This is a genomic window from Actinoplanes derwentensis (assembly GCF_900104725.1).
Taxonomy (GTDB): Bacteria; Actinomycetota; Actinomycetes; order Mycobacteriales; family Micromonosporaceae; genus Actinoplanes; species Actinoplanes derwentensis.
In genome coordinates this window covers 6670013-6694728 of sequence record NZ_LT629758.1, presented here as the reverse complement: position 1 = coordinate 6694728, position 24716 = coordinate 6670013, and the positions used below count along the sequence as shown (strand labels likewise).

At 65.9% G+C, this 24716-nt stretch carries 26 protein-coding genes; 17 read left to right on the top strand and 9 right to left on the bottom strand.

What is annotated here, in order from left to right; genetic code table 11:
* Positions 1 to 234: 234 nt before the first annotated feature.
* Entirely contained in the window at positions 235 to 486 is a 252-nt protein-coding gene (locus BLU81_RS29295) for a hypothetical protein (RefSeq protein ID WP_157751836.1), read from the bottom strand.
* A 593-nt stretch (positions 487 to 1079) separates the two neighbouring features.
* Between BLU81_RS29295 and BLU81_RS29290 the strand changes: the two genes are divergently transcribed.
* Positions 1080 to 1328: a GntR family transcriptional regulator gene (locus tag BLU81_RS29290; RefSeq protein WP_092548334.1), complete on the top strand. Its 249-nt coding sequence runs from the start codon at positions 1080 to 1082 to the stop codon at positions 1326 to 1328.
* A gap of 63 nt (positions 1329 to 1391) precedes the next feature.
* Here BLU81_RS29290 and cutA read toward each other — a convergent pair whose 3' ends face one another.
* Both cutA and BLU81_RS29280 read right to left on the bottom strand, forming a co-directional pair.
* Positions 1392 to 1715, bottom strand: a complete 324-nt coding sequence (gene cutA / locus BLU81_RS29285) for a divalent-cation tolerance protein CutA (RefSeq protein WP_092548331.1) — start codon at positions 1713 to 1715, stop codon at positions 1392 to 1394.
* Positions 1712 to 2320 carry a helix-turn-helix transcriptional regulator gene (locus BLU81_RS29280; protein ID WP_197685999.1) on the bottom strand — a complete coding sequence of 203 codons (609 nt, stop codon included), beginning with the start codon at positions 2318 to 2320 and terminating at the stop codon, positions 1712 to 1714. The genes cutA and BLU81_RS29280 overlap by 4 nt, the downstream gene beginning before the upstream one ends.
* A gap of 214 nt (positions 2321 to 2534) precedes the next feature.
* Between BLU81_RS29280 and BLU81_RS29275 the strand changes: the two genes are divergently transcribed.
* From BLU81_RS29275 to BLU81_RS29240, 8 genes are all read left to right on the top strand, one after another.
* The gene (locus BLU81_RS29275; RefSeq protein WP_092548328.1) at positions 2535 to 2783 is read left to right on the top strand and encodes a DUF6284 family protein; all 249 of its coding nucleotides are present in this window, start codon (positions 2535 to 2537) and stop codon (positions 2781 to 2783) included.
* Positions 2783 to 3523, top strand: coding sequence for a hypothetical protein (locus tag BLU81_RS29270; RefSeq protein ID WP_092548325.1), 741 nt, complete (start codon positions 2783 to 2785; stop codon positions 3521 to 3523). Before BLU81_RS29275 ends, BLU81_RS29270 begins: the two co-directional genes overlap by 1 nt.
* Positions 3524 to 3614: 91 nt before the next feature.
* Positions 3615 to 4058, top strand: a complete 444-nt coding sequence (locus BLU81_RS29265; protein WP_092548322.1) for a DUF3307 domain-containing protein — start codon at positions 3615 to 3617, stop codon at positions 4056 to 4058.
* An 18-nt stretch (positions 4059 to 4076) separates the two neighbouring features.
* The gene (locus tag BLU81_RS29260; protein WP_157751835.1) at positions 4077 to 6260 is read left to right on the top strand and encodes a P-loop NTPase family protein; all 2184 of its coding nucleotides are present in this window, start codon (positions 4077 to 4079) and stop codon (positions 6258 to 6260) included.
* A gap of 141 nt (positions 6261 to 6401) precedes the next feature.
* A complete protein-coding gene (locus BLU81_RS29255; RefSeq protein ID WP_092548319.1) occupies positions 6402 to 6650 on the top strand; it encodes a hypothetical protein in 249 nt (82 codons plus the stop codon).
* The gene (locus BLU81_RS29250; RefSeq protein ID WP_092548315.1) at positions 6647 to 6991 is read left to right on the top strand and encodes a hypothetical protein; all 345 of its coding nucleotides are present in this window, start codon (positions 6647 to 6649) and stop codon (positions 6989 to 6991) included. Before BLU81_RS29255 ends, BLU81_RS29250 begins: the two co-directional genes overlap by 4 nt.
* A gap of 1 nt (position 6992) precedes the next feature.
* Positions 6993 to 8168, top strand: coding sequence for a bifunctional DNA primase/polymerase (locus BLU81_RS29245; protein WP_092548312.1), 1176 nt, complete (start codon positions 6993 to 6995; stop codon positions 8166 to 8168).
* Positions 8165 to 9274 carry an AAA family ATPase gene (locus tag BLU81_RS29240; RefSeq protein ID WP_092548309.1) on the top strand — a complete coding sequence of 370 codons (1110 nt, stop codon included), beginning with the start codon at positions 8165 to 8167 and terminating at the stop codon, positions 9272 to 9274. The genes BLU81_RS29245 and BLU81_RS29240 overlap by 4 nt, the downstream gene beginning before the upstream one ends.
* A gap of 461 nt (positions 9275 to 9735) precedes the next feature.
* On the opposite strand, the gene BLU81_RS29235 is transcribed toward BLU81_RS29240, so the two are convergent.
* Positions 9736 to 11550, bottom strand: coding sequence for a DUF262 domain-containing protein (locus tag BLU81_RS29235; RefSeq protein WP_092548306.1), 1815 nt, complete (start codon positions 11548 to 11550; stop codon positions 9736 to 9738).
* Between the two features lie 385 nt (positions 11551 to 11935).
* Here BLU81_RS29235 and BLU81_RS29230 point away from each other — a divergent pair, with 385 nt between their 5' ends.
* Complete coding sequence (locus BLU81_RS29230) at positions 11936 to 13960, top strand: NACHT domain-containing protein (protein ID WP_172890646.1); 2025 nt, start codon at positions 11936 to 11938, stop codon at positions 13958 to 13960.
* A gap of 322 nt (positions 13961 to 14282) precedes the next feature.
* Here the strand turns inward: BLU81_RS29230 and BLU81_RS29225 are convergent, their stop codons facing one another.
* Positions 14283 to 15254, bottom strand: coding sequence for an IS30 family transposase (locus BLU81_RS29225; RefSeq protein WP_231954769.1), 972 nt, complete (start codon positions 15252 to 15254; stop codon positions 14283 to 14285).
* Positions 15255 to 15719: 465 nt separating this feature from the next.
* Here BLU81_RS29225 and BLU81_RS29220 point away from each other — a divergent pair, with 465 nt between their 5' ends.
* Entirely contained in the window at positions 15720 to 16220 is a 501-nt protein-coding gene (locus BLU81_RS29220; RefSeq protein WP_157751833.1) for a DUF2971 domain-containing protein, read from the top strand.
* 168 nt (positions 16221 to 16388) lie between these two features.
* A complete protein-coding gene (locus tag BLU81_RS29215) occupies positions 16389 to 16907 on the top strand; it encodes a DUF4279 domain-containing protein (protein ID WP_092548297.1) in 519 nt (172 codons plus the stop codon).
* A 116-nt stretch (positions 16908 to 17023) separates the two neighbouring features.
* Here the strand turns inward: BLU81_RS29215 and msrA are convergent, their stop codons facing one another.
* Together msrA and BLU81_RS29205 are read right to left on the bottom strand one after the other, a co-directional pair.
* Positions 17024 to 17686 carry a peptide-methionine (S)-S-oxide reductase MsrA gene (msrA, locus tag BLU81_RS29210; RefSeq protein WP_092557810.1) on the bottom strand — a complete coding sequence of 221 codons (663 nt, stop codon included), beginning with the start codon at positions 17684 to 17686 and terminating at the stop codon, positions 17024 to 17026.
* A 2-nt stretch (positions 17687 to 17688) separates the two neighbouring features.
* Entirely contained in the window at positions 17689 to 18135 is a 447-nt protein-coding gene (locus BLU81_RS29205) for an HIT family protein (RefSeq protein WP_092548294.1), read from the bottom strand.
* 24 nt (positions 18136 to 18159) lie between these two features.
* Between BLU81_RS29205 and BLU81_RS29200 the strand changes: the two genes are divergently transcribed.
* From BLU81_RS29200 to ilvA, 3 genes are read left to right on the top strand one after another with little or no spacing between them, the layout of a single operon-like run.
* Entirely contained in the window at positions 18160 to 19311 is a 1152-nt protein-coding gene (locus BLU81_RS29200; RefSeq protein WP_092548291.1) for a cystathionine gamma-synthase, read from the top strand.
* A gap of 27 nt (positions 19312 to 19338) precedes the next feature.
* Positions 19339 to 20697, top strand: coding sequence for an amidase (locus BLU81_RS29195; protein ID WP_092548288.1), 1359 nt, complete (start codon positions 19339 to 19341; stop codon positions 20695 to 20697).
* A 46-nt stretch (positions 20698 to 20743) separates the two neighbouring features.
* Positions 20744 to 21991: a threonine ammonia-lyase gene (gene ilvA, locus BLU81_RS29190; protein WP_092548285.1), complete on the top strand. Its 1248-nt coding sequence runs from the start codon at positions 20744 to 20746 to the stop codon at positions 21989 to 21991.
* A gap of 51 nt (positions 21992 to 22042) precedes the next feature.
* On the opposite strand, the gene greA is transcribed toward ilvA, so the two are convergent.
* Together greA and BLU81_RS29180 are read right to left on the bottom strand one after the other, a co-directional pair.
* Positions 22043 to 22537, bottom strand: a complete 495-nt coding sequence (gene greA, locus BLU81_RS29185) for a transcription elongation factor GreA (protein WP_092548282.1) — start codon at positions 22535 to 22537, stop codon at positions 22043 to 22045.
* A gap of 158 nt (positions 22538 to 22695) precedes the next feature.
* Complete coding sequence (locus BLU81_RS29180; protein ID WP_092548279.1) at positions 22696 to 23115, bottom strand: DUF4307 domain-containing protein; 420 nt, start codon at positions 23113 to 23115, stop codon at positions 22696 to 22698.
* 116 nt (positions 23116 to 23231) lie between these two features.
* Between BLU81_RS29180 and mca the strand changes: the two genes are divergently transcribed.
* Positions 23232 to 24113, top strand: a complete 882-nt coding sequence (mca, locus tag BLU81_RS29175) for a mycothiol conjugate amidase Mca (protein WP_092548276.1) — start codon at positions 23232 to 23234, stop codon at positions 24111 to 24113.
* Between the two features lie 16 nt (positions 24114 to 24129).
* Positions 24130 to 24480 (top strand): hypothetical protein, encoded by a 351-nt coding sequence (locus tag BLU81_RS29170; protein WP_092548273.1) that lies wholly within the window; start codon positions 24130 to 24132, stop codon positions 24478 to 24480.
* Positions 24481 to 24716 lie beyond the last annotated feature (236 nt).

Genomic DNA, 24716 nt, shown 5'->3' with positions numbered 1-24716 from the left:
GCTAGATCAACGATCTATTGATCTCATAACCCGTCGGTCGCGGCGGGTTCGAGTCCTACGCCCGCCCTCAGGAAATTCTCTTGGGGCACACCAAGATCAAGGGTGTCTTGCACCCCTCGGGGGCCTTCGGTTCTCACCGGTCGTCACCACGTGAAGGTCTGGGCAGTGCCTTCTCGGCACTGCCCAGACCTTCACGCGCCATCGTTATCCCCCTGTCTCCTTTCGTTTTGCAGCTCAATCAGCGTTGAGGGACGGCGGGGACACGGGGGACAGGGGAGACAATGCCCGTCTGTCGCTGTCGTCTTCGTTGGACGGGTTGACCGCTAGGCCGGTTGCGGCGACGAAGGCTCGCAGCGCGGCGGACAGGGCCGGAACCATCGGGTCCTCGACGAACAGGAAGCCGTGGGCGCCCATCGTGCTGGCGAGCACGTTGGCCATCGCGTCGTAATCCAAGATCGGCGACAGGTTCTCGGTGGTGACGGTCATGGTCACTCCTTCGGATTGTCGGTCCGGCAGGGATGCCGGCGGCCAGGGCTGTCTCCCGCAACAGGAGGCACCCCTGGCCGCCGGTCGGCTGGCCGTCTCCGGATTTCGGCGTCATTCGAGCCGCCGCCTCGCACTGGGATCCAGCGCAGGAATCGTTCGATCAAAGCTCCGATTGGCTCGCTACGCAGAGGCCCCATTGCGGCTTGATCGAACTCGCTCCACATGACGACGTGCAGCAGGAACGGCTCATCGCCAACCGACGCGATGAGCTGTTCCCTGGCGGGATTACACGGCCACGCCGTCTCGCAAGCCAGGCAAAGGTAGTTGCGCCGGTCTGGCTCGTGCCTCAGCTCGACCGATTCGTCGAAGCTTCCGGTCATCGACTGCGCCACATCTGCTTAAACGCGGATATCTCTTCGGTTGGGCCGCAGGTCAACGCGACGTCATTGATAGGGATCTGCTTCAAGTGTTCCCTCCGAGGGGGTGGAAACTGAACTAACCCACCAATGTTCATTCTTGTACAAGCATGTTCATGAACGTACAAATATGTAGTTGAGGTTTTTTGGTCGATGTAGGTCATTTAGCCTGACGATGTGATTGAACCGGATGGGCCAGTTCCGCCCTACCGTCAGCTCGCCGAGATTCTTGCCGAGCGGATCGAGCGTGCGGATTGGCAGCCGAACCGACCCATTCCTAGCGAGTTGCAACTCGTCCAGGAATTCGGTGTTGCGCGCGGGACCGTGCGCCGCGCCGTGGCAGTTCTTCGAGAGCTTGGCCTGGTCTTCACCGTGGCTCATCGTGGAACGTACGTTGCACCCTCGCCGCCCGAAGTGGATCAGTGATGAGCGTGCAACGCACGGTGCCGTATTTACGGCTGCCCTAGTGTGACGCCGTTCCTTCCGCGGTTATGGAGCATCGGTTTCGTTTAGAACCCACTGCACGTAGGCGGGATTGCCGTCGAACGTCATTGCGGCGACGCACGGGACCTCGTACGGATGCTCGCGGTTTGCCCGCTCGATGATCTGGGGCACAAGGCTGCGCCGCGTGTGCAGCGCAACCCGCGCCTCCGCCTTGTCGTAGATCTCGCCTTGCCATCGGTAGATGGACCGGACGGGCGTGATGTTGTGGCCCGAGGCGGCGATCCGGTCGATGACCAGGCGTCGAGTGAACTCGACGAGCCATTCGGCCTCGGGTGCGGTGACGATGACCTCGCAGACCTCGTCATTCATGCCGATATCTCCTGCTCGCGGAGTGCGGCGATCGTGTCGCGGGCGTCTTCCTCGGTTCGGGCCATGCCGCCGTACCCGGTGACGATCTTTCCGTCGTGGCTGAGGCCGACCCATCGGCCTTCAAGCCGTTGACCGTGCGGGTGCAGCACGAAGTAGAAAGTGCCCTTGGACCTGATCGAACCGTCGTCAGCCACGTACCACCCCATGAGGACTTCGTTGTCCCAGACGCGCAGCTCGCCGCGCCAGTGGTAGCCGCCGTCTTCGATGGAGATTCCGCGGGTGGTGGTCTGAAGGTTGATCAGGTCGCCTTGCTGGCGGAGTTGTACTTCCTGCGTGGTGATGACCTCCTCCGAATCCTTGAACGTCTGCCACGACGCCCACCAGTCGCCGGAGAGATTCACTTTGTGGCTCGGGATGCCGGCTAGCTCGCCGACCGAAATCTTGAGTGCGTTTGCGATCGCCACGGCGACCGAGAGCACAGGCTGTTGCTCGCCCGCTTCGTAGCGTCTGATCTGCCGTTTGTCCACGCCAGCGGCTGCCGCGAGGTCGGTCTGAGACATGCCCAGTTCCGCTCGCCGCTGCCTCAGCACGTCTGCCATCTCCATGCCTTCCATCGTGCGGGGACGGATGAGTCCCCGCAAGGAGACTCCTCAGTCCGTATTGAGGACGGATCAGTCCTTGACATAGGGACTGATGAGTCTCCATGCTTTCGGGGACGAAAAAGTCCCTTCAGGGGGACTTTCAAGTCACATCCGTGTCTTGTCGCTGGCTGGCGTAGCTATGGCTGCCTGGCTGGCGCCCCATCCCGGAGGACATCTCGTGAGCAGGCTTCATCACCAGAACGGCGACGAGCCGTCGGCAGCAGAGCTTGATGGGATCGAGGCCGAGTGGCCGCTGATCGCCGCTGAGCTGGACGTACTGGACGCTGCAATCGCCCTGATCATCGCTACCGACCGCGGCGGACCGTCCGAGTTGGACTGGCGGCGCTTCCGTAGGGCCGAGACCCGTGCCTTGACTGTCGCCGCCGAGCTGGCCTCGCGGCCCGTCACATTGAAGGCGGTGGCGTGATGCGTAAACCGACTGTCTCGGGCCGGGTCTGGGCCTATATCGGTGCCGCGCTTGGTGGCACGGTCTCTATCGCCGCGAACGTCGCGCACTCCTATGTCCCGCCCGCAGACGCCCCGGCAGCGTGGACCCCGCAGACCGGCGCGGTGGTCGGCGCGATCTTTTGGCCGGTCGCCCTGTTTGTGGTGACCGAGATTCTGGCCCGCGTGGTGTGGCCGTCCGGCAAGGGCTGGATGGCGATTCGGTTCGGTGGCCTGCTGCCGGTCGCCCTGGTGGCCGCGCTCGTCTCGTACAAGCATCTCGCCGGGTTGCTGCGCTTTTACGGCGAGGACGCGGTGACCGCGCACCTCGGCCCGCTGGCCGTGGATGGCCTGATGGTCATGGCCACCGGGGCGCTGCTGGCGACCGCGCGACGCACCACCGAACCCATCGTTCCGGCCGTCGCCAAGGTGACCGCTCCGGTAGCTTCTACGGTGCCTGTGTCCGCCGTCGCGCCCGTTCCGGTCGCTGCGGTTCCGGAGGTCAAAAAGACCGCTACACCGCGTGTCATGCCGCGTCCCGCGTCAGCCGAGAACGTGGCCAAGGCCGCCGCGAAACTGCCCGGCGCGACCATCGCCGAGATCGCCGCTCGGGCCGGTGTGTCCGTCTCGACCGCGCGGCGTCATCTGCCCGCTCAGCGGGTCACCGATGCGTCACCGTTTGCACCGGTTGCTGCGGAAACGCCTGCTCTCGCTGCTGCCTAGCTTCGCCCGGTGACGCGGCCCCACGCCTGCAAGCAAGTGCCGCGTCACCGGCCCTCCTGTCAGTCACCAGACCTCTGGAGAGACCCCCATCATGACCGGTCCATTCGCCGCTGTCTTCGTCACCCTGTACGTGGCTCACCAGGTCGCGGACCACTGGATTCAGACCCAGTATCAGGCCGACTGCAAGGGCCTGCTGGGATGGCCCGGCCGGATCGCCTGTGCCGCTCATGTCGCTACCTACACTCTGACCAGCCTGGTCGCGCTGGTCGTCGTGGCGCTGTCGACCGACCCGGACCTCAACCCCGGCCAGGTCGCCATCGGGCTCGCGATCTCGGCGGTCACGCACTACATCGCCGACCGGCGCACCCCGCTCAAGCGCCTTGCCGACCTGGTCGGCGCGGGCCAGTTCCACGCCCTCGGCGCGCCGCGTCCTGGCCGGGACGACAACCCGTCGCTCGGGACCGGTTCGTACGCCCTCGATCAGTCCTTCCACTACCTGTTCATGTTCGTCGCCGCGCTCGTGATCGCCGCCTGAGACCGGAGGACAGACATCGTGAGCATCCACCCCCACCACGAACCCGACGACTTCGACCAGATCGCCGAGGCTGAGGTGGTCGACCTGGCCGAGGCACGCACCCGCCGGACCGGAACGGCCCGCGACGCGGCGCCGGCCGAGGTCGCCGAGGATCAGGACCACGATGCCGAGACGGTCGACGACCGCCCGGCCACCGAGGGCGGCCCGGTCGACACGGCCGAGGACATCCCCCAGGAGATCCGCCTGCGGCAGCGCGAGCGCCGGCCGATCCTCGCCGACTGGGCACGGTCGTGGCGCGGCTTCACGGCCGCCGCCCGTCACCAGACCAAAGACGCCGGGTACGTGATCGCCTATCACGCGGTCCGGTCACCGAAGTACGCCGCGAAAACGGCTCTGTGGGCGCCAGTCGGCCTGTTCCGGGGGATCGGCCAGTCCCTGCACTGGGCATCCGCCGAAGAAGGCAACTGGGACCTGCGGCAGGCCGCCGCGTCACGAGGTGAGGCCGACCTGTGGCTGAAGCTCGACGCCCGCCGTCAGCGGCAGTCCGTGTGGCGCTGGTGGATCCTCGCCGCCGCTGTGGTGGCGATCGTGGCCGCGCTGGCCGTGCTGGCGTTCGCGCCGGTCTGGTGGCGGTGGGTCGCCCTCGCCCTGGTGGTGCCGTTCCTGGCGACGCGGGGCCGCCCGGCCGACAAACCTCTCACCGACCGGGTGTCCGAGAGCACCCGGTACCGCAAGCTCACGGCCGAGCTGGTGCGCCGCGCGCTCACGTCTCTTCAGATGGCCGCTATCAATTCCGCGGTGGCCAAGGACGCGAAAGCGATCAGCTTCCCGGTCGACATCCACCGTGACGGCCCCGGCCACCTGGCGATCGTGGATCTGCCGTTCGGGGTGGAGGCGTCCGAGGTGATCGCCCGGCGGGGCAAGCTCGCCTCAGCGATGCGCCTACCCCTGGACCAGGTGTGGCCGGAGCCCGCGCCTGGTCACACCGGCCGCCTGGCCCTGTGGGTCGGCTACGAGCCCGCGTCGCTGATGAAACAGCCCGCGTGGCCGCTGCTGGCCGAGTCGGCGAAGGTCGATCTGTTCAAGGCGTTCGCGTTCGCCACCACCCCGCGCCTGGACACCGTCACGGTGGACATGATGTACCGCAACTTCCTGTTCGGCGGACAGCCCGGATCCGGCAAGACGTTCGCCCTGCGCGACCTGATCCTCGCCGCCGCCCTGGACCCGCGCGCCGAGATTCGGGGCTACGAGTTGAAGGGTGTCGGGGACTTCGCCGTCCTGGAACCGGTGATGGCCGAGTACGGCAACGGCTTCGACGACGAAACCCTCGCCAAGTGCTTCGCGTTCATCGAGTGGCTGTATGAGGAGGCCCGCCGCCGCAGCAAGCGCATCGAGCACTACGCCCGGATGGGCAAGGCACCCGAGAACAAGGTCACGCCCGAGCTGGCATCTCTGAAGGGGTCCGGACTACACCCGCTCGTTGCCTGGTTCGATGAGCTGCAAGAGCTGATGACCAGCAAGTACGGCAAAGAGGCCGGGGAGATCCTGGAGAAGGTCATCAAGCTCGGCCGGGCGCTGGGGATCATCATCCTGATCGGTACGCAGATCCCGGACAAGGACAGCCTGCCGACCGGCATCACTCGCAACGTCAACTCCCGGTTCTGCCTGTCGGTGGCCGACCAGACTGCGAACGACATGATCCTCGGGACGTCGGCGTACAAGAACGGCTACCGGGCGACGGTGTTCCGGCCGGTCGACGAGGCCGGCTGGGGCATCCTGCGCGGCTTCGGCCCCGGCGCGGTCGCGGTCCGCTCGTACTACGTCGACACCAACGCCGCCGCCCGGATCGTGGCCCGCGCCATCGCTCTGCGCACAGCGGCCGGCAATATCCCGACCTTCCCCACCGACCGGGAAACCGGCCCGCAGTACAGCGTCCTGGACGACCTGGCACGAGTGTGGCCCGGCGACGAGAAGTCGGCATGGAACGAGACCCTGTGCACGGCGCTGGCCGAGCTGCGGCCCGACGTGTACGGCGGCTGGGAGGCCGCCCAGCTCACCACCGCGCTGAAGCCGCACGGCGCGATCAAGGTCGCCGATGTCGGCAAGCGCATCGACGGCAAGGCCGCCACCCGGCGCGGCATCAAACACAACGAACTCCTCACGGCCATCGCGGAGCGTGACCGCAAACGGGCCAAGGACTGACACCTCCAGGGCTGCTAGCGCTAGCACCTCGCCCTGCTATCGCTAGCAGACCCGCTAGCACCTGATCAAGATCCTGAGCTGCCCGCTAGCGGATAGCAGCTCACGGCACCGTGCACCCAAAAACAGGCCCCGGAGGCTGTTGTGGACCCCCAGCTCACCGCCGCTATCACCCTCACCCTAGCCCTGATCGCCATCACCGTTGGTTACGTCATCGCGTGCTGGATCTGGCCGTTCAAGTCCCACCGCAAGTGCGACGGCACCGGCAAACGCCGGAGCCCGTCCGGTCGCGCGTTCCGCCTCTGCCGCCGCTGCGACGGCACCGGCCGCCGCCTGCGGGCCGGGCGCTGGATCTACAACCAGTTCGCCCGCCGCCGCCGGGACGCCCGATGACCGCCCGCACGATGGCCCGATTCCACCGGGCCGAGACGCCGCATACCGACTGGTGCGCCCGCGATCACCGCTGCGGCATCGACGTACACCGGTCGCCGGAGTTCATCGCCGACGGGCCGATCGGCGGCCGGGCCGTCATGACCCGCGTCCGGGTCGCCGAGGTCGACTACGCCGAGATCCGCATCCGCGTCCCGCTCTCCCGGACCGAGGACACCGCCCGCCGCCAGCTCGGGACCGCGCTGCACCTGTGCCGGGAACTGCTGGCCGCCATCGCCGCGATCCGGCCGCCCGCGTTGCGAGGCCGGGCCGGGCGGCCCGCGCTCGACCGGAAGACCCCGTGACATGAGCGGCGAGCACTGGATCGGCGCGAGCAAGGCCCTCGGCCGGTTCGTACCGGCCAACGGCCTTTACCCGCACATCTGCGAACAGGCCATCGCCCCCGAGGACACCCTGTCCGGCTCGCTGTTGCAGATCGCCCGGTGGGAGAAGGCCCGATTCTGCGCCGCGTGCGCCCTCGAACAGCACCGCAAGGCCCACCCGTCCACACCCGACACCCGGAGGCCGAACCCCATGCCCGACACCGAGAACCTGCGCGAGGCTGCCCTCGCCGCCGCCCGGCGCGGCTGGCACGTCTTCCCGCTCCGGTCCGACGACAAGCGGCCCGCGTTCCCCGAACACCCCGCCGACGCTTGCACCGGCCGTGACCCGCGCTGCCGCGACGGCCACACCGGCTGGGAGGCCCGCGCCACCGTCGACCCCGACCGGATCCGGCGCGGCTGGTCCGCGACTCCGTACGGCAACGGGATCGCCTGCGGGCCGTCCGGGCTGGTCGTCGTCGACCTGGACGCCTGCAAGCCCGACCAGACCCCGCCGACCGGCTGCCCGTACCCGGAGGCCCGGCACGGGGCCGAGGTGTTCGCCGCGCTGTGTGAGGCCGCTGGACAGCCGGTCCCGGTCGACACGTACACCGTGACCACCGGCCGGGGCGGTACGCACCTGTACTTCCGGCACCCAGCCGACGGTCCGGCGCTACGCAACACGGCCGGGGAGCGCGGCAACGGCCTCGGCTGGCTAGTCGACACCCGCGCCCACGGCGGCTACGTCGTCGCGGCCGGGAGCACCGTCGCGGGCCGCCCGTACACGGTCGCCCGTGACCTGCCGGTCGCCGACCTGCCGAATTGGCTCGCCGAACGGCTCGCCCCGCCCGCGCTGCCACCACAACGCCCGGTCGTCATCGACCTGCCGACCGGCAGAACCGGTGCCTACCTGGACGCCGCCATCAACGGGCAGCTCGACATCCTGCGCCGGTCCGCGGAGGGCGAACGCAATCACACCCTCTACGTCTCCGCGATCGCCCTTGGCCAGCTCGCCGCTGGGGGAGCGCTGCCCGTCGACCAGGCCGCCGCCCTGCTCGAAGAGACGGCGCTGTCGATCGGGCTCTCCCGGTTCGAGACGCTGCGCACGATCCGGTCCGGGCTCGCCGCCGGTGCCCGCCGCCCTCGGACGGTGGCCGCATGAGCGCCGCGCCGGCCGATCGGCCCGACCGCCCGAACCTGCACGTCGCCGGTCCGGACGACGCCGCCGAAGTCCTGGCGGGCGACCAGGACCGGCCCGCCCGGATCCGCACCTCATGGACCGCCGCCGACATCATGGCCATGGAGTTCGCCCCGCCGAAGTGGGCCGTGCCCGGCGTGCTGTCCGAAGGCGTGAACCTGCTGTGCGGGCCGCCCAAGGTCGGCAAGTCCTGGATGTCGCTCGGCCTTGGTGTCGACGTCGCTCTCGGTGGCAAGGCGTTCGGCTCGATCCCGGTCGATCCGGGGCCGGTGCTCTACCTCGCCCTGGAGGACACCGCCCGCCGCCTGCAAAACCGGCTGGGCAAGGTCCTCGGCCAGCGCAAGGCCCCGGCCGGACTCACCCTCGCCACCGAATGCCCACCGCTACCCCAGGGCGGCGACCAGGCCATCGCCGCGTGGCTCGACCGCAACCCCACGGCACGAATGGTCATCATCGACGTATTCGCCAAGCTACGCGGTAACTCCGCACCCGGCGCATCCGCCTACGACGCCGACTACGCCGCCGTCGGCCGGGCGAAGAAAGTCGCCGACGACTACGGCGTCGCATTCGTGCTGGTCCACCACGTCCGCAAGGCCGGATCCGACGACTTTCTCACCGAGGTTTCCGGCACCAACGGCCTCGCCGGAGCCGCCGACGCGACCCTCGTCCTCAAACGAGCACGCAACCAGGGCGACGGCATCCTCCACATCACCGGCCGCGACGTCGACGAAGCCGAATACGCGCTTAACTTCAACGCCGACCTCGGCGCATGGCAGATGCTCGACGGCCCCGCCGAGGACCACCAGATAGGCGAGACCCGCGCGACCATCCTGCGGTTTCTTCGCACAGCTCCCGGCAGCACACCCAAGGTCATCGCCACTGGGGTCGGACTCAGCTACGACAACGTCAAGCGGACCTGTCAGCGGATGCTCGCCGATGGGCAACTCGCCGCCGATACCGGCGGCCGGTACCGCGTCCCCGGTGTCCCTCCTGTCCCCGGTGTCCCCCAACATGCCCTGACCGGCGAGAACGAGGGAGACGACCGGGGGACGGCCGAACTCTGGCCCTGATCAGGCCACAGCGCTGAAACAGGGAGCTGTGCTGCTGTTTCAGCGCTGTCGCCGGGTCGCTAGAGATCTTGGCTCAGTGTGGTTCTCAGGCTTTGAAATAGCGGATTCGATGGGAAGGCTGTTGCTGTTGCGACTTGCGCTTGTCGACGCGGGAAGTGTGACCCCGGTTGTCCGTGTGCCTGCCGACCTGGAGGCGATCCGAGCCGCCGTGGCGCGATCAAGGGCAGAGCAGGGTTTGCCCCCAAAGATCGAGGACGCCGAGGTTCTCGGACGGATGGCGGTTCTATTCAAGTTAGTCGATGAACCGGCGACGCGGGTCCGGGCACGGCGCGAAAGCGGCATCCGGAGTGCTGCTTAGCTTATTAGGAGAAGCGCGAAACGCCCCGACCGGATCGGTCGGGGCGTTCGTCGTTCAAGGGCATGGCCAGTGCAAAGGCTAGGCCTATTATGCAAGCCCTCGACTAGAGGCTCCAAACGTTTTCTAGCGCTTCTTGGGCCAGGTTAAGGCCGCGAGTTGCGATCTGTGCCTCCGACGGAAAATCAACTACATCAGCTGACCAGGATTCCAGATCTGGATCGAAATAGGCGCTTCCCTTTCGGAGTGCGGCCAGCTTTAAAGGTAGCTTGGCGTCTCCCAGTTCGCTATTCAAGGCTTTCGTTAGAAGGGTGAGATTTCCAATTGAATATACGGAATCTTGCCAATATTCGGTGCCCTGGGATTGCGGCTTTATGTGCTCAATAGACCACGATTCGAGATTCTGTCCCGCCGGCAGTATCTTGTGCCACTTTGCGAAGGTCATCAGAACGTAAGCAACAAACATCTTTCGTGCTCGCAGCTTTTGCGCTTCGCTCAAGGGTAACTTAGGGGCATAAAAGATCCCTCTGAAGGCTGAAATGGCGGGATCACGATTAGGGAGGCCTGCTCGAAGTTTCTCCTTTAAATCGTGGATTGCATCCGCAACTTCCTGCTTAGTATTCGCATTTTCGAGCGTAACGGCAAACTTGTTATAGCGCCGCCGTGTCCCGCCGGTGGAACTGCTGCTCGTCAGTGCCGTAAATTGAAAGTGGAAGTTCTCTAGCAGGCGCAGAACCTCAATGAGCTGACCTCTGCTCAAGAGCTTCGTCTCTTGGTACTTCCGTGCGGTGGCAAGAATGGCCGAATTTGCCACCGAAACCTTAAATATTGCGAGTGCGCGTACGCTGTCAACGAACTCTGGCACAGCGAGAGCGTTACGTTCGTCGTGTTTCGCGAGCTCAGTCCGGACGTGTTCCGTTTCTAACCACCGGTATGTAGAGGCATCCACTTCCAGTTCTTTTAAGTAGGATAAAGTTTTTGTCGCGCCTGATGCTACTGAATTACTAATCTTCTTGAACAGTTCTGGCTCAGTGACCGCGACACGGCGAGAGTTCCATGACTGCCAGATGAATCGATCGACGTCTGGATTTATGCGGCCCTCTTGCACGCTGTCAACGATGCGCTCCCAGCGGGTAGCGATGGCGTCGCGGTCAAGCGCATTCTTCGCTCCGCTCCGAACTAGCATGTTCTTCACTAGATCGGAAAGCAGGAGATCGGCACCTCGGGTATTGAGGGTCTCGAAGATTAGGAACCCATCCTCCTCTGAGGCTAGCTCAACCTGAATTACCCGCGCCTTCAGGACGTTTGATCGAATCAATTTCAAACGTTCAAGCCGATCGTCTAGCGAGCGATCCTTGAGCGTGTCGATGATCTTCTTCTCGAAGAACTTTCGCGCTTCTCCGATGCGCTCGGCGCTTGCGTTCCACTTAACGCCGGAAGGAATCGCATCCGGTTGTTGAATATGTTCGTAGAACATGTTCTCCGGGCGGTGTAAGACCCGGTGCTCTTCGCCGTCGTCGTCGGCAACAATGAGATACTTCTGCGTGGCATCTGCTTGGCTTTTGGCGGGACTTGAAACTCCGTGGGTTCCCGCAGTTGTCTTGCTCAGGTCGAGGAGGGCGTCTCGAATTACCGAAAGTATAATTGCACTTGTAGTTAGCCGCTGCTGCCCGTCGATGATCGAATATGTGTCATTGAATAACTCCCTCTTCTTGCTCACCCATGTCACGGTGGATCCGAAGAAAAAGTCACCTTGCGCCAACACCACATCGTGCCAGTAGTCCTCCAGTTGGTCTGACGACCAACTGTATGGGCGCTGAAAATTGGGGACCTCATATAGGCATTGTTGAAAGCAGGTTTGAATAGTCCTAGTTTGGCTCTCGATAGGAATTAGCTCGATACTGCCCGCTGGTTCCGCCACGGATGCTCCCACGTTGAGATTTGACTGAGCGTAGCTAGTGAGAGGCTACCGGTCACATCCATCGCCGGCAGTATCTATCTCGGCATTGACCTGCCGCCGTCAACGTGATGCGGGTACGGCGGATAACGTTGCGCCCTCGTGGCTGCCTGCTGGGTCCTGTCTCGTTGCTGTAAGGCCGGCGGCGCAGATATGCAGGTCAGCAGAGCAATGCTGCGCTGCTGACCTGCATATCTTCCGGCCTGAAGGTCGAACCTTAAGAACTAGCGTCGGTGAACTCCGGAGGGGCACAGTAATTGAGCCCCGTAGGTGCGGTATGCAATTACCCATGCGTGCCCTTGGTTGCCGGCTGTGGGTGGGTGGTTACGGGTGGGGATAATCGGCGGCTGTGAGGGTGGTTCGTAAGTCGTTGGCAGTGGTGATGCTGGCCGGCTGTGGTGGCCTTCTGGTGTGGATGTTCTTTGGTCGGGCTGCTGGTGCTGGGTTAGTCGGGAATTCCAATGTCGTGGGTGGGATCGCGGGCTTAGCGGCCTTCGCGGTGTCGGCGTTGGCTGTCTGGCCGAGGAAGTCTGCGGCCGAGGTGGTGGAGCTCCCGGCGGCTGCGGAGGGGTTGCTGGCCGCGGAGGGGTATCTGGCGCGGGAGACGCTGGCGTACTGGCGGGAGCAGGCGAAGAGGCGACGGATTACGACGCCGGCGCCAGCGCGCGTGTCGTGGCAGTGGGCCGGGCCGGACGTGGCTGCGCCGCCGTCGGAGGTGGCCGGTGATGAGAGCGTTGTGGCGTTGCTGTCCGACCGGGTGGTGTCGCAGTTGCGTCGGGATTTGTATGAGGTGTTGCCGGTTCCGGGCCGGATCGTGATTTTGGGTGGTCCGGGTGCGGGGAAGACGACGGCGATGTTACTGCTGCTCATCGATGTGCTCGCTGCTCGGGCTGACGCTGGGCAGGGGGCGGATGAGGCGCTGCTGGGGCCGGTACCGGCATGGTTGACGTTGGGTGGCTGGGATCCCGATGCGGCAGGGTTGCTGGACTATGCGGCGTCGGTGTTGAACCGGGACTATCCGGGGCTCGCCGCGCATGCCGGTCCTGGCACTGCATCGGAGTTGTTGCGGTCGGGCCGGATCGCGTTGTTCCTGGACGGGCTGGACGAGATGCCCGACGGGGTTCGGGGTCCGGCGTTGGAAGCGATCGACCGGACGGCGTCAAGGGTGGTCCGGGTGGTGGTGACCAGTCGGCCTGACGAGTACCAGACGGGTAGCGAGTTGCATCGGTTGTGGGATGCGGCGGTGATCGAGGTCCAGCCGGTCGACCTTGAGCATGCGTGCGAGTTTCTGCTGTTTCAGCAGACGGGTGCCCGCCGCGCGGAGTGGGAGACGGTCACCGACCACATGCGCAGCCACCCTGACGGGGTCACGTCGCGTACGCTGCGCAACCCGTTGGCGCTGGGTTTGGCTCGCGACATCTACACCCACACCGACGCCACTCCGCAGGCTTTGCTCGGCTATCCGAACTCTGATGCACTGCTGAAACACTTGCTGATTCGGTCGCTGGCGGTCGCCTACCCCGATCCTGACGAGCGGGCTCAGGCGGTGCGCTGGTTGTCGTGGATCGCCAAGAATCTTGGTGGTCACCGCGACATTCATTGGTGGGAAATATGTGAATTAATAGCCAACGCCGACCCGAACTCGCAGACGTTGCGAAACGCCATCGGCCGCGTGGCCCGGCTTACGGCCTTGTTTGTGGGCGGACCGGTAGGCGGCATCGGGAAGAATCCAGCAGCGCTCATCTTGCGTAGGCCAACCCGTCAAGAGATCCGAAATATGATGGTGACGGGTGTTTGGTACGGCCTTGGTGCAGGCCTTGGCGGTGGGCTCATAGTGAATCGCGGACTAGGTCTCGGCGGAGGTGTGGCGATCTGGCTCGTGGTCGGGATCGGCATCTGGCTCTCGTCCAGTCTCTACGACCTGCTCAGTCTTTGGAGCCAACCTCTTCCGGCCGCAAGGACTGCAGCTCCTGGAGACGTATTCACTGAGGACCGGGAGCGTGCCATCGTCTTTGGGATCGCGCTTGGAGGTATTTTCGGTATTCTTTCCGGGCTTGTAGCTGGAGTGGTTGTCGGACTTCTATCCGGGTTCGCCTTCGGGCTAGTATTCGGATCAATCGCCGCTCTGGTCGTCGGCTCCGTTGCCGGGTTCGTTTTCGGGTTGGGTCCGGCGGTCGAGTTAGCCTGGATGGAGCGGTTTTTGGCACTGCGTGGCGTGACCGTTCGTTTCATGCCGTTGCTCCAGACTGCTCTAGAGAAACAGGTTCTTCGTCAAGCGGGCGCTGTCTACCAGTTTCGCCACGCCGCTCTACAAGATCTTCTTGCTGCTACCGAGCCCGTACAGATCAAGGGCACAGGAGCATCAAGTGGGTAGGTGCGGCCTGGCTTTAGGTTCTCCTCCTACCTGCCAACGAACTACATCCCCCGCTCAGAGCGAAGTGTGCCGGTGCTCTCCGGAGGGGCATAGTAGTTGAGCCCTGTAGGTGCAGTATGCAGTTACCCGAATAGAGATCCGGCGGTGCGCGTAGTGCGCACATGCGCGAGGCCAGTGCGCCTTCTCTGGCGCACTCATCTGCCGATGACAGTGTGCGCGCCATCTCGCTGCCAGCAACTCAAATTCTTCTGCGGTAAGTTCGAGGATTCGGTTTTTTGGGAAATTCCGATGCCCGGTGGATAGCATCTAGAAGGAGGCAGATTCAGGCAGTCGAAGCATTTGCCTCTACGAGTTCGGCGAATATCTCGGAGGGCTTCTTCCAATTGTGGATCTTACGGGGTCGGTCATTGATTTCGGAAGCCACCATTGCCAGGTATTTCGGATCTGATGTGATCGGGACGCCTTTCGGGAAGTACTCGCGCAGGATGCGGTTCGCGTTCTCGTTGCTGCCGCGCTGCCATGGTGAGTGCGGGCGGGCGAAGTAGACCGGCAGCCCGGCGGCGGTGATCCGTGCGTGTCCGGCCATCTCGGAGCCGCAGTCCCAGGTCAGCGAGCGGGCGATCTGTGGCGGCAGCGTTCCGGCGGCGGCGATCACCGCGTCGCCGACGGTCAGCGCGTCGCGTCCGGTCAACGGGACCAGGACCAGCATCCGGGAGGTCCGCTCGACCAGGGTCGCGACTGCGGACCTGCCGGCCTTGCCGATCACGAGGTCGCCTTCCCAGTGGCCGGGCACCTGCCGGTCCTCGACCTCGGCGGGGCGTTCGTCGAGGTAGCGGGGCTCACGGATCCGCGGGGCCGGGGCCGGGCGGGGGCCCGAACGGCGGGCGGTCCGGCCGGTGCGCAGCTTCAGCAGTTCCCGAGCCAGGGCGGACACCGGCTGGGCGTAGACCCACTGGTAGATCGCTTCGTGTGACACCCGTACAGCCTGATCGTCGCGGTAGTCGCGCGGCAACCGGCCCGCGATCGACGCCGGCGACCAGCCGCCCTTGAGCAGCTGCGTGACCACCGTCCGCAGCCGTGGTGACCGGTCGACCGCGTACGCCTTCGGCCGCAACCGACCGGTCAGCGCCGACTGGTCCGCAGTCACGGCCCGGTACTCCGCCCGGCCGCCGTGGCGGGCCACGTCCCGTGAGACCACCGACGGGTTCCGGCTGATCAGCCGGGCAATCTCCTTGAATTCCAGGCCCTCGGCCAAGCCACGGGAGATCTCTTCACGATCGACCAGGGTCAACATGTTGCGCACGGCGGGCATCCTGTCCCACCGACCCATCAAGATCAAATGCTACGACTGACTGAACTCGCCGGAAACTAGTCATTTGCCGCCCGAGAGGATCTCAGCGTGTCGCGAGCCGCCCGGCGAGAGTCTTGGCTGCTAAGTCCGAGTGGATTTGATGCTAGAAAATACGTATATCGGTACGTCGGCAGCTCGGGTGCAGTCAAAACCCTGGATAAGAAGGCGCTTAGATTGGCGCCCTTCGCGTCGATGAATGACCCGCGCGAGTCGCATGAGTGGCGGGCCGGTGACCTTATTGGCCCAGGAAGGCTTCGTGCAAGGTCGCCCCTTACTGAATCCATCCTGCAATCTGAGGTCGACCGCGTTCTCCGCCGAGGGGTCCGGATAGCGTCGTTTGGCATGGATCGATCTCCCATACCCGCCCAAAATGAGACACTATTTCATCGCGGGTGGGCCAGTGCGTCCATGTGGGAGCACTACGCCGATCACCACAAGGGCGCGTGCCTAGTTTTTGATCGCGAGGCATTGGGCTCGGAGTATCTGGCATTTTGTGACTCGATAGGAACGTTGAAGGCAGGCGACGTTCAAGCAATCGACGATGTCGAATACAAGGACTCGCCCTTAAATGTTCCCATAAGCGGCACCTTCGGTAGCCTTGCCAAATTCCATGCGGTACTAGCCGATTGTATTGACAGGGATTCGATCAAAGATCTCTTTTTAAGAAAGAGCATTGCCTGGAAGCATGAACGGGAAGCGCGAATCGTTTACACTCGCTTCAATGTTCCAGAACTTGAGCTTGATAATCCGACATACGTTCCAATCTCCTCATCTTTAAAGGCTATCGTATTGGGTGAAGCCTTTGGTGATACCACCGAGATCCTCAAGCTTGCAGGGGAAGACTCACCCGCGCCGCTCGAGATTTACAGATGCGTATGGAACTTAGGTGCACCGAACCTGCGCAAGTGACGGCGCACTGATCTGCCGCCGGTCGGGCGTTGGTGTTGTCGCCGGCGCCGGGCCGAGACGTGGCCTCGCCCTGCGTAGTCAAAGAGAGCGCGTCGGGGGTGGAAGGACGCCCATCTCGAACCGAATCACCGCGACGTAACAGCCTGATTTGTTCTACCGTCTGGGTCGATGGCGAAAGATGAACAACTCACTGGCCCCTCCGCAGACTGCGTGCAGCGGGCGTACTTGTACCTCCATCGGGACGTTCCAGGCGGGCCGCCGTACAGCATCGATGAGCAGAATCTGATGGCGTTCGACCCGGATCACGTCACCCGGCTGATGGGACTGCCGCCCACCGAGACCTGGCGACGTGGCGACCTACATCCGCACGCACCAGCCGGACGGCGACGATCCAGTAGTTGGAAGTACGAGGTGGCCAGGATTCACACGTATCTCACCGAAGAAGTCGTCATCCAACTGTTGGACGCGATCGAACCTCATGCCACAGGAATAGCCGAGGCACGTGCGGCCCTTGGGTTACGAGCCGGAATCAACGTAGTCATCGAGATGAGCGGGGAGCGCGACACCGAGGACGGGGGGATCCATGTCTCCACCGCTGCTATCACGTATACGGCAGACACCCTGAAGCGACTGGCTCGGCTCGACATTATGATCGACCACGACCAGTACGTTTATCTGCCCGATTAGTGATCAGGGCGCCGTCGCACGCCTCACTCAACTGCCGCCGTCCGTGCTCGGTGGGCCAATGCGACCTGTAGGAGACAGCGGAACGCTCCGGCCAACGGCCGGAGCGTTCGTCGCTATCAGGGCGTGCTGTTGAGCCCAAGATTAGGGGCACAGTAGTTAAGCCCTGTGGGGCCGTGGTTGCAATAACCGCCGGGATTCTTGTCTAGGTACTGCTGGTGATAATCCTCGGCGAAGTAGTACGCCGTCAGGGGCTTGATCTCTGTGGTGATCTGGCCGTGGCCGGCGGCCGTCACCACCGGCTGGAAGGCGTCTCGGGACGCTGTAGCCGTGGTCGCCTGGGCGTCCGAGGTGGTGTAGATCGCGGAACGGTACTGCGTGCCGCTGTCGTTGCCCTGGCGCATGCCCTGGGTCGGGTCGTGGTTCTCCCAGAAGGCCTTCAGCAGGTCCTCGTAGCTGATCTTCGTGGGGTCGTAGACGACCTGGACCACCTCGGCGTGGCCGGTGGTGCCGAAGCAGGTCTCCTCGTAGCTGGGGTTCCTGGTGAACCCGCCGGCGTAACCGGCTGAGGTGGAGTACACACCGGGCAGCTGCCAGAAGATGCGCTCCACGCCCCAGAAACAGCCCATCCCGAAGACCGCGGTCTCCAGGCCGGCCGGCCACGGGCCCTTCAGTGGGGTGCCGAGCACGGTGTGCGTGTCCGCGACGTGCACCTCGGTGTCGCGGCCGGGCAGGGCGGTCTCGGCGGTGGGCAGGTCTAGCTTCTTGTACCGCAGGAACACGGTCACTCCCTTCGTCCGCTATCGGTAACGCTGAGGCGGAGGTATTCCTTACCAATGGTCTCCGCGACGGCCGCGGCCTCGTCGTCGCTGTCGTACTTCCGTCGCGGCCAGAAGAATCCTCGCAGGCCGTCGCCCTTGGTGCGCGGCACCACGTGGGTGTGCAGGTGCGGCACGGACTGCGAGACGATGTTGTTCATCGCGACGAAGGTCCCCTGTGCGCCCATGGCGGTGGGAACGGCGGCGGACAGCAGCTGAACAAATCGGAAATAGCTAGATAAAAGATCTGGGTCTAGATCCTGGAGCTCGACCACGTGCGCGCGGGGGACGACCAGGACGTGGCCCTTGAAGACCGGGCGGATGTCCAGGAACGCGACCCCGGCGGGCGAGGACGCGACCAGGAAAGCGGGGATCGATCCCGCCACTATGCCGCAGAAGACGCAGTCCGCCATCCCGTGAGACTAGCCTTGCGCAACATGACGGCTAACAACTATGGGTTCGACACCCTCGCCATCCACGCCGGTCAGGAACCGGATCCGCGGACCGGTGCCGTGGTGCCGCCGATCTACCAGACCAGCACCTACGCCCAGGACGCCGTCGGCGCCCCACGCCTGGGTTACGAGTACAGCCGCTCCGGCAACCCGACCCGGGACGCGCTCCAGGAGTGCCTGGCGGCGATCGAGGGCGGCCGGCGTGGTCTGGCCTTCGCGAGCGGCCTGGCGGCCGAGGACACCCTGCTGCGTACGGTGTGCCGCCCCGGTGACCACGTGGTGATCCCGAACGACGCGTACGGCGGCACGTTCCGCCTGTTCAGCAAGGTCGCCGAGAAGTGGGGCCTGGACTGGACGGCGGCTCCGCTGGACGACATCGACTCGGTGCGGGCCGCGTTCCGCCCGGGGCACACCCGGATGATCTGGTCCGAGACACCGACCAACCCGCTGCTGAACGTCAACGACATCGCGCAACTGGCCGAGCTGGCCCACGAGTACGACGCGATGCTGGCCGTGGACAACACGTTCGCCTCCCCGTACCTGCAGCAGCCGTTGGCCCTGGGCGCCGACGTGGTGATCCATTCGACGACCAAGTACCTGGGTGGTCACTCGGACGTGGTCGGTGGCGCGTTGGTGACCGCGGACGCGGGGCTCGGCGACGAACTGGCCTTCCACCAGAACGCGATGGGCGCGGTGAACGGTCCCTTCGACGCGTGGCTGACGCTGCGGGGGATCAAGACCCTTGGCGTACGCATGGACCGGCACTGTGACAACGCCGAGCGGATCGTCGGCTACCTGCGGGAGCACCCGGCGGTGTCGAGCGTGCTCTACCCGGGCCTGGAGACCCATCCGGGTCACGACGTGGCGGCCAAGCAGATGAGCCGGTTCGGCGGCATGGTCTCGTTCCGCGCCGCGGGCGGTCCGGAGCAGGCGATCGCCATCTGCAACCGGGCGAAGCTCTTCGTGCTCGCCGAGTCGCTCGGTGGTGTCGAATCGCTGATCGAGCACCCGGGACAGATGACACATCTGTCGGCTGCGGGCTCAGCGCTTGAAGTTCCCGCCGATCTCGTGCGACTGTCTGTCGGCATCGAAACCGTTGACGATCTGCTCTCCGACCTCGAGCAGGCGCTCGGTTAAATAGCCTGACGCTGGAGAATCTGCGCGATGGACACGACGACCTGGGTGGGAGCAACCGCCAAACAGATCGCCCGCGCGGTGCGCCGCGGCGACACGAATGCCACCCAGGTCGTCGCCGACCATCTGGAGCAGATCAGCATCTCCGATCCGGCGCTCGGCGCGTTCCGGGTGGTCCGTGGCGTCGAGGCGATCACCGAAGCGGAGAAAGTCGACGACCAGGAGGACCTGGCCAACCTGCCGCTGGCCGGTGTGCCGGTGGCGGTGAAGGAGAACACCGCGGTCGCCGGGCTGCCGACCTGGCACGGTTCGGCCGCGGCCCGGACGCCTGAGGTGGCCGAGGCGGACCACGAGGTGGTCCGCAGGCTGCGCGGAGCCGGCGCGGTGGTGGTCGGTGTGACCCGGATGCCCGAGATGGGACTCTGGGCGCTCACCGACGACGAGGACGGGCCGGCTCGTAACCCGTGGGATCTGGAGCGGACCCCGGGCGGGTCGTCCGGTGGTTCGGCGGCGGCGGTGGCGGCCGGGCTCGTACCGATCGCTCAGGGCAACGACGGTCTCGGCTCGCTCCGCATCCCGGCGGCCTGCTGCGGCCTGGTGGGTCTCAAACCGGGCCGGGGCGTGGTCCCGGTCGACTTCGGCGACAAGGACTGGTTCGGCCTGGTGGAGAACGGCATGCTGGCCACCACGGTGGCCGACGCCGCCCTGGGCTTCTCGGTGCTGGCCGGGCAGTCCCCGATGAAACTGGTGGAACCGGCGAAACTGCGGATCGGGGTCTCGTTGCGTTCCCCGGTGGCCGGGGTGAAACCGGACGAGCCGAACGCATCGGCCGTGAACCGGGCGTCGAAACTTCTTGTCGACGCCGGTCATGACACGGTCAAGGCCGATCCCGTCTATTCGACCGGGGTGGCGCTGGGCGTGCTGGCGACGTGGTTCGCCGGGGCGTTCGTGAATTCCGAGGGCCTGCCGGTGGACCGCCTGCAGCCGCGGACCCGGCAGCACATCCGGCTCGGTAAGGCGGCGATGAAGGCCGGGCTGGTCCGGCAGTCGCAGCGGGACGCCTGGCGGGAGCGGTCCATCCAGTTCTTCGCCGACAAGTCGATCGACCTGCTGCTCACGCCGGCGCTGGCGAGTGCCCCGCCGCTGGTGGGGGCGTACGCCTCGGCCTCCTGGCGCAAGAACATGATGACCAACACCAACTATGCGCCGTACGCCGCGCCATGGAACTATGCCGGGCTGCCCGCGATCGTGGTTCCGGTCGGGTCCCGGCCCGACGGGCTGCCGCTCGCCGTGCAGCTGGTGGGCCCGCCCGGATCGGAGTTGCTGCTGCTCTCGGTAGCCGGCCAGTTCGAGGTGGCGAACCCCTGGCAGCGGCACGCGCTGGTGTAACCGGCGCCACGGCCGAGACGGCCGCCGGGTGGCACGATCAGTGTCCATGACCGCCGCTGGGACTCCGCTCGATCTGCTCACCCTCGCCGATGTCGAGGCCGCCCGCGACCTGCTGGCCGGGGTGGCCAAGAGGACACCGCTGATCCCGTCCCGGCCGCTCAGTGAGATCACCGGGGTGCCGGTCTGGCTCAAGTGTGAGAACCAGCAGCGGGCCGGGTCGTACAAGGTGCGCGGGGCGTACACCCGGATCTCGCGGCTCTCGGCCGCCGAGCGCGCCCGCGGTGTGGTCGCGGCGAGCGCCGGCAACCACGCGCAGGGGGTGGCGCTGGCCGCCGGCCTGGTCGGGACGCGGGCCACGGTCTTCATGCCGGAGGGGGCGCCGCTGCCGAAGGTCACCGCGACGAAGGGGTACGGCGCGGCCGTCGAGTACGCCGGGACCAGCGTCGACGACGCCCTGGAAGCGGCACACGACTTCGCCCGGGAGACCGGGGCGGTGCTGATCCACCCGTTCGACCACGCCGACGTGATCGCCGGGCAGGGCACGGTCGCGCTGGAGATCCTGGAGCAGTGCCCGGAGGCGACGACGATTCTGACCGCGGTCGGCGGCGGTGGGCTGGTGTCCGGGATCGCGGTGGCGGCCAAGGCGCTGCGGCCGGACATCCGGGTGGTCGGTGTGCAGGCGGCCGGTGCCGCGGCGTTCCCGCCCTCGCTCGCCGCCGGGGCGCCCCGCAAGCTGGAGTCCGGCGCCACGATCGCCGACGGGATCGCCGTGCTGCGGCCCGGCGACCTGACGTTCGCGCACGTCGAGAAACTGGTCGACGAGATCGTCACGGTGCATGACGAGGATCTGTCGGCGGCCCTGCTGGTGCTGCTGGAACGGCACAAGACGGTGGTCGAGCCGGCCGGGGCGGCGGCCACGGCGGCGCTGCTGACCGGGGCGTACGTGCCGGTGGACGGGCCGGCGGTGGCGATCCTGTCCGGCGGCAACATCGACCCGATGCTGCTGCTGCGGGTGATCGAGCACGGGCTCGCGTCGGCCGGCCGGTTCCTGCGACTGGCGGTGCGCTGCGTGGACCGGCCGGGGGAGCTGACCCGGGTGCTGGGGGAGATCGCCGGGCAGCGGGCCAACATCGTGGACGTGAACCACTCGCGGCAGAGCCCGCGGCTGAGTTTCGGCGAGGTCGAGGTGGCTCTGTCGGTCGAGACCCGCGGCCCGGAGCACTCGGCGGCGCTGATCAGCGCCCTGCGAGACGCGGGTTACCGGGTGTCGCTGCTGGGCGACACCACGCCGTAGACGTGCGAAGGCCCGCGGCGGTGGCGCCGCGGGCCTCGACGTGCAGGGGGATCAGCCCTCGAACGGGCCGAACTCGACCACGGTGACCTTGATGTCGGCGCCACTGGGGGCCGTGTAGGTCACGGTCTGGCCGGGGCGGGCGCCGAGGATGGCCTTGCCCAGCGCCGACTCGGGGCTGTACACGGTGAGTTTCGTGGTGGAGGAGATCTCCCGGGAACCGAGCAGGAAGGTCTCGGTGTCACTCTGGTCGTCGTCGAAGTAGATCGTCACGACCGAGCCCGCGGTGATCGTGTCGGAGGCCTGGACCTCGCCGATCTCCGAGTTGCGCAGGAACTCCTTCAAGTACAGGATCCGGCCTTCCTGGCGGCTCTGCTCCTCGCGGGCGGCGTGGTAGCCGCCGTTCTCACGAAGGTCGCCCTCCTCGCGCCGGGCGTTGATCTCCGCGGACACGGCCGGCCGGTTGGCGATCAACTCGTCGAGTTCGGCCTGTAGCCGGTCGTGAGCGTCCTGGGAGAGCCAGGTCTTCGGCGCCTCGGAACTGGACACGGTCGATCTCCTTGCTGGAACTGGGCAAAGGACGCTGCATATGGGGCGGAAACACCCGACGAAAACGTGAGGTGTTGAACGCAGCGAATCACCAAGCTTACCAGCGGTGTGCGCCCCGGCCGGAAGGCGAAACGTTGTCGGATCCTGGCGAGGCCGGGTCAGCCGGCCGCCCGGCAGCCCATCACGTCGCCCACCGAACCCCGCGACTCGGTCGGCACCGGTTCCCGGACCTCCACCGAGCCGCCGCCGTCCGGGGCCGGAACGGTGACCGCCCGGCGGCCCACCTCGAACCCGTCGTAGTCGCGGGCCCGCAGCATGCACGTCGCGGCACCACCCTCCGGGACCCGGACCCGGAACTCGATCACCATCTCCCGGTCCGAGGGCTCGTCCCAGCCGATGATGTCGGCGGTGTAGTCGGTGTTCCCGTACCGCGCGTAGTAGCCCCAGGTGACCGCGCCCAGGGCGAGCACGAACACCAGAGTCCCCACGATCGGGAGCAGTCGGCGGGGCCCACCTTCACGTCGCCGGCCGTAGCGGCCCGGCGGGAAGACCGGTGTTGTGGCGTGCGTCTCGCTCACCTGTCGCCCTCTCGTGCAGTTCTTGTCAGTGGGATCGGCAAGAATGGCAGGGTTCCATCTTCGCAGCCGATCCCGGCCCGCCTCCGGCAGGCCTGGTCGAGAGGATCTTCAACACCGTGGCCGAGCAATTGCGTCTGATGACTGTGCACGCGCACCCCGACGACGAGTCGAGCAAGGGTGCGGCCGCCATGGCGAAATATGTCGCCGAGGGCGTCCAGGTGCTGGTCGCCACCTGTACCGGCGGGGAACGAGGCAGCGTCCTCAACCCCAAGATGGACCGGCCGGAGGTGCTCGCGAACATCACCGAGATCCGTCGCGCCGAGATGGACAAGGCGCGCGAGATCCTCGGCGTCGATCAGGCCTGGCTCGGCTTCGTCGACTCCGGCCTGCCCGAGGGCGACCCGCTGCCCCCGCTGCCGGAGGGCTGTTTCGGCCTGCAGGACCCGAAAGAGGCGGCGAAACCGCTGATCAAGCTGATCCGCGAGTTCCGTCCGCACGTCATGACGACCTATGACGAGAACGGCGGCTACCCGCACCCCGACCACATCATGTGTCACAACATCTCGGTGGTCGCCTTCGACGCGGCCGGGGACCCGGAGCTCTACCCGGAGCTGGGCGAGCCGTGGCAGCCGTCGAAGCTGTACTACAACTCCGGCTGGACCCGGTCGCGGATGCTCGCCCTGCACGAGGGGATGCTCGCGGCGGGCCTGGAGTCGCCGTACGCGGAGTGGCTGGAGAAGTGGTCGGAGCGGCAGGACCGGGGCGACAAGCTCACCACCCGGGTCGAATGCGGAGAGTACTTCTCTGTTCGTGACGACGCGTTGCGCGCGCACGCCACTCAGGTCGACCCGGACGGGTTCTGGTTCCACATCCCGCTGGAGATGCAGCAGAAGGTGTGGCCCACCGAGGACTTCGAGCTCGCCCGCTCGTTCGTCGACAGCCCGATTCCGGAGTCCGACCTGTTCGCGGGGATCCGCGAGAAGGCCGACGCCCACTGAGCAGTACCCTTCAGGCGTGGACTTATTTGCGGTCAACAACTTCGGCGACACCCGATCGGGCGGCCTGGCCGGCCCGATGGGGCTGTTCCTCATCGTCCTCATGTGTGTGGCGACGGTTCTGTTGATCCGCAACATGAACAAGCGCATTCGTCGGCTTCCCGACAGTTTTGAGGTTGCGGGCGAGCGCGAACGTGTGGCAGAGATCGCCCGGACCGGCGACGGTCCGGAGCGATCCGCCGCCGCAACGGCCGCGGAGGTCGAGCCCGGTCGATCGGAGACCGCTGCTCAGGCCGAGGATGCCGAGGTCGCGGGCGTGCGCGACGAACCGAGCGGATCCGCGGCCGGTAGCGGCGCGGAGCGGTCCTGACCGTTTCGGCCCTCGCCCGCGCCGGGTGGTTTGGGCCGTCGCGCGGCGAGTGTGTCCGTCTCGGCCCCGTCAAGCCCTGTTGCGTTCTGCGGGATTGATTTAGCCTTCCGCCGGGGACTGCACCGTCCCTGGACCCTGCGCGGAAGGGGGCGCCGACATGCACACTGTCCGGCGCAAACTCTCCGTAACCGAGATGCACGTGCAGACAGATGTGCACCGGGCCGTGCACCGCGGAG

Bases quoted from the DNA above. Each gene is read 5' to 3' on its own strand.
- BLU81_RS29265 (WP_092548322.1), top strand. From the start codon at position 3,615: ATGACCGGTCCATTCGCCGCTGTCTTCGTCACCCTGTACGTGGCTCAC.
- BLU81_RS29205 (WP_092548294.1), bottom strand. From the start codon at position 18,135: ATGGCGGACTGCGTCTTCTGCGGCATAGTGGCGGGATCGATCCCCGCT.
- BLU81_RS29245 (WP_092548312.1), top strand. From the start codon at position 6,993: ATGAGCGGCGAGCACTGGATCGGCGCGAGCAAGGCCCTCGGCCGGTTC.
- BLU81_RS29240 (WP_092548309.1), top strand. From the start codon at position 8,165: ATGAGCGCCGCGCCGGCCGATCGGCCCGACCGCCCGAACCTGCACGTC.
- BLU81_RS29225 (WP_231954769.1), bottom strand. From the start codon at position 15,254: ATGTTGACCCTGGTCGATCGTGAAGAGATCTCCCGTGGCTTGGCCGAG.
- cutA (WP_092548331.1), bottom strand. From the start codon at position 1,715: ATGAATGACGAGGTCTGCGAGGTCATCGTCACCGCACCCGAGGCCGAA.
- BLU81_RS29250 (WP_092548315.1), top strand. From the start codon at position 6,647: ATGACCGCCCGCACGATGGCCCGATTCCACCGGGCCGAGACGCCGCAT.
- BLU81_RS29295 (WP_157751836.1), bottom strand. From the start codon at position 486: ATGACCGTCACCACCGAGAACCTGTCGCCGATCTTGGATTACGACGCG.
- BLU81_RS29195 (WP_092548288.1), top strand. From the start codon at position 19,339: ATGGACACGACGACCTGGGTGGGAGCAACCGCCAAACAGATCGCCCGC.
- ilvA (WP_092548285.1), top strand. From the start codon at position 20,744: ATGACCGCCGCTGGGACTCCGCTCGATCTGCTCACCCTCGCCGATGTC.
- BLU81_RS29215 (WP_092548297.1), top strand. From the start codon at position 16,389: ATGGCGAAAGATGAACAACTCACTGGCCCCTCCGCAGACTGCGTGCAG.
- BLU81_RS29200 (WP_092548291.1), top strand. From the start codon at position 18,160: ATGACGGCTAACAACTATGGGTTCGACACCCTCGCCATCCACGCCGGT.
- BLU81_RS29270 (WP_092548325.1), top strand. From the start codon at position 2,783: ATGCGTAAACCGACTGTCTCGGGCCGGGTCTGGGCCTATATCGGTGCC.
- BLU81_RS29220 (WP_157751833.1), top strand. From the start codon at position 15,720: ATGTGGGAGCACTACGCCGATCACCACAAGGGCGCGTGCCTAGTTTTT.
- BLU81_RS29280 (WP_197685999.1), bottom strand. From the start codon at position 2,320: ATGGAGATGGCAGACGTGCTGAGGCAGCGGCGAGCGGAACTGGGCATG.